The organism is Bacillus sp. LL01, assembly GCF_001037965.1.
This window is the reverse complement of sequence record NZ_LFEL01000277.1, coordinates 1-3099: the sequence shown is the minus strand read 5'-3', so window position 1 is coordinate 3099 and position 3099 is coordinate 1. Positions and strand designations below refer to the sequence as shown.

4 protein-coding genes are annotated in these 3099 nt (G+C 38.2%); 2 read left to right on the top strand and 2 right to left on the bottom strand.

Annotation, left to right across the window (positions count from 1 at the left end; all coding sequences use genetic code 11):
* Positions 1–214 precede the first annotated feature (214 nt).
* The gene (locus AB685_RS29355) at positions 215–775 is read left to right on the top strand and encodes a tyrosine-type recombinase/integrase (RefSeq protein WP_047974149.1); all 561 of its coding nucleotides are present in this window, start codon (positions 215–217) and stop codon (positions 773–775) included.
* Between the two features lie 38 nt (positions 776–813).
* Entirely contained in the window at positions 814–2283 is a 1470-nt protein-coding gene (locus AB685_RS29350; RefSeq protein ID WP_047974148.1) for a potassium/proton antiporter, read from the top strand.
* A 47-nt stretch (positions 2284–2330) separates the two neighbouring features.
* On the opposite strand, the gene AB685_RS29345 is transcribed toward AB685_RS29350, so the two are convergent.
* Together AB685_RS29345 and AB685_RS31945 are read right to left on the bottom strand one after the other, a co-directional pair.
* A complete protein-coding gene (locus AB685_RS29345; RefSeq protein ID WP_047974147.1) occupies positions 2331–2552 on the bottom strand; it encodes a hypothetical protein in 222 nt (73 codons plus the stop codon).
* A gap of 95 nt (positions 2553–2647) precedes the next feature.
* Positions 2648–3099, bottom strand: a 452-nt coding sequence (locus AB685_RS31945; RefSeq protein ID WP_047974146.1) for a CBO0543 family protein, incomplete at its 5' end; no start/stop codon positions are given.

The window sequence follows — 3099 nt, the reverse complement described above, 5'->3', positions numbered from 1 at the left end:
TTTCGGTACTGATAAATGCTTGCATCATAACTTACCCCCAAGATCTTTCCCTACACTATAACATACACATATAAGTATAGATGGGATATCTTTACTTCTCTGCACCTTTAATAGTAAAAAGTGATGAATTGTTCATAGTTACTAAGCATAACGTCAGTAATGTTACAAAACATATGGTAAAATGATAATTAAGTAACGTTCGTTGAGGTGGAAAATGGAATATGTAGAGCCGATTAAAGAGATCGAGTTGATTGAGCGTATTAAAACTGTCCTTAAAGAAAAGTCGAAACGAGATTATGTGTTGTTTGTCTTTGGGATTAACACGGGTATCCTCATCAGTCATTTACTCCAAATAAAAGTGAAGGATGTCTATGATGGACAATCGATTAAGGACTATTATCTTTTGAAGGAAGCTAAAAACGCAGAAGAAAAACTCTTCTATATTAATCAAAAGGTAAAAGGTGCTCTCTTCTCCTATATAAAAGAAGCCCGTCTACAACAAGAAGACTTCCTTTTTAAGTCGCGAAAAAATGACCAACCGATCACGCGTCAGCAGGCGTATCGAATCATCAATAAAGTCGCAAGAGAAGTAGGGATGAGAGAAAAAATAGGCACGCATACTTTGAGGAAAACATTTGGGTACCATGCTTATTGTGGTGGTGTTGCGATTTCTTTGCTACAAGCTATTTTTAATCATTCCACGAAAGCTGAAACGCTGCGCTATATCGGGATTGAGAAAAAGAGTGTGAAGGTAAAGATAGATGTTAATTTATAAAAAATTTCACCACAACTATTGGAGGGGGAAAGCCATCAATGCTCGAGTACGTAAATATTGATTATTTTATCTTACTAACGGCTTTWTTACTGATCATAGGGGTATTAACAACGAAATTCTCGACCCGTTTGGGCGTACCTGCTCTAGTCTTGTTCTTACTTGTTGGGATGGTGATGGGAAGTGATGGGTTAGGATTTATCCCTTTTAATAATCCAAAGATCGCTCAACTGGTAGGAATTGTTGCTTTAGTTGTGATTCTATTTGAAGGTGGTTTGCAAACGAAATGGTCTTCTGTAAAAGTGGTTGCCAAACCATCCTTGTCACTTGCCACTTTAGGGGTTTTATTAACGACCATCGTTGTGGCAGTTGCTGCTAAATTAATCTTTGATATCACTTGGCTAGAAGGCTTTTTATTTGGAGCGATCGTTGGCTCAACTGATGCGGCTGCTATCTTTGCTGTATTAAAAGGACAGAATATTAGAGAGAAATTAAGTTCTACCTTAGAAGCAGAATCAGGGACGAATGATCCAATGGCAGTCTTTCTCACGTTGGCTCTTATTGAGTTATTAACAGTCGAGAATTCTTCCTATTTATTCCTTGTAGGGTCCTTCTTCTGGCAAATGGGGATTGGTCTTGCATTAGGCTATTTATTTGGACGGATTGCAAGTTTTGCTATTAATCGAATTAATCTCGATTCGAGTGGACTCTATCCTATTTTTGCTCTTGCTTTTGCACTCTTAACGTACAGTTTGACCGATCTCGTTGGAGCGAGTGGATTGCTAGCTGTGTATGTAGCAGCGCTTGTGATTGGAAATCATGATTTAACGTATCGTCACTCTATTTTTAGGTTTAATGAAGGATTTGCGTGGATGATGCAAATTTTAATGTTTATTATTCTTGGTCTATTAGTATTTCCTGCGCAATTTTTATCCTTTGATATCATTGTAAAAGGATTCTTGCTCTCGATGATTTTAATTTTCATTGCACGTCCTATCGCTGTTTTTCTATCAACATTCAAAATGGGATTCAATGTAAAGGAAAAAGTCTTTCTTTCATGGGCTGGTCTAAAAGGGGCCGTGCCGATTGTTCTTGCTACCTTCCCGATGACGATGGGGGTAGAGAACAGTCAATTATTCTTTAATGTTGTTTTCTTCGTAGTCTTAACATCAGCCCTGATACAAGGGTCGACGATCTCCATTATTGCAGAGAAGTTAGGGTTGAATGGACCAGATAAAGTAGAGGCACCACATTCCTTAGAGCTGGTTTCGATTGGGAAAGCGAATGCCGAGATTATCGAATTTGTCGTTCGTGAAAAAAATAAATTGGCCGGACAAGCATTAAAAGATATTGATTTTCCGAATGACGTTCTTATCAGTGCGATCATTCGAAATGGAGACCTAGTCACACCTTACGGAGAAACAATCATTCAACCAGATGACATTCTCTATATTTTAGTAGCTAAACAAAAAATTAAGGTGTTAAAGTCGATGATCAATGAAGTTTCATAAAAGCAAAAAGCGTTTCTGTGATCAGCAGAAACGCTTCTTTTCGTTTGCTAATACCGTTGTGGATTCTGACAAGGTGGGAAGCCATGAATGTCTTGAATCGTCGCATAATCATATTGCTTAATGGCGAATTGCAAGTGGTATAAGTATTCTAGTACATATAATGTCCGTTCACTTGCATCGCATAACACGCCAGAGGTTCCGGTCCCATTTGCAAAAGAGATGCCTATTGGATGATTTAGTAAATAAGGAATTTTTTGCTGCCACTGCATAAGATCACTCCTTCTTATGCATCATATGTTCAGCGCAAGGGAGAGTGCCTATTAAGGTACGTACAAAAGAGCCCTAGCTGTAGGGCTTTACATGATTATTTCAGAAAAAATTGAGAGTATTTATGAACGAGGTAATAAGGAATAAGATAGGAGATAAACGTTTTATTTAGCGTCCACCCATTGCCATAAGTCGCTCGTCCAAAAAGCTTCATTAAAAATTCCAAAATGGTTGTCAGACAAGTAAACGTTAAAATCCATGAAGAGGGACTTTCCTTCGTTTGTTTGATCAAGTACACCATCAGAGTAGAAAGAACAGGGTATAGACCTAAGGTAAGGGGCATCGTCGTCATGACTTGAAACTTTTTTAGGTTTGGCTTAAACACCCAGTACCTGTGATAGTCACCCCATAAACAAACGGAAGTGGATAGAAGGGAACTAAAAGGGAATAGGCCCCTAAAGAGCCTTTTCTGTCCTCTAAAAAAGATCGTTGCAATTAGCCAGGGAATAATAAAGAACAAGAACATATTCATGCGCATTTCAATCACCT

Bases quoted from the DNA above. Each gene is read 5' to 3' on its own strand.
- AB685_RS29355 (WP_047974149.1), top strand. From the start codon at position 215: ATGGAATATGTAGAGCCGATTAAAGAGATCGAGTTGATTGAGCGTATT.
- AB685_RS29345 (WP_047974147.1), bottom strand. From the start codon at position 2,552: ATGCAGTGGCAGCAAAAAATTCCTTATTTACTAAATCATCCAATAGGC.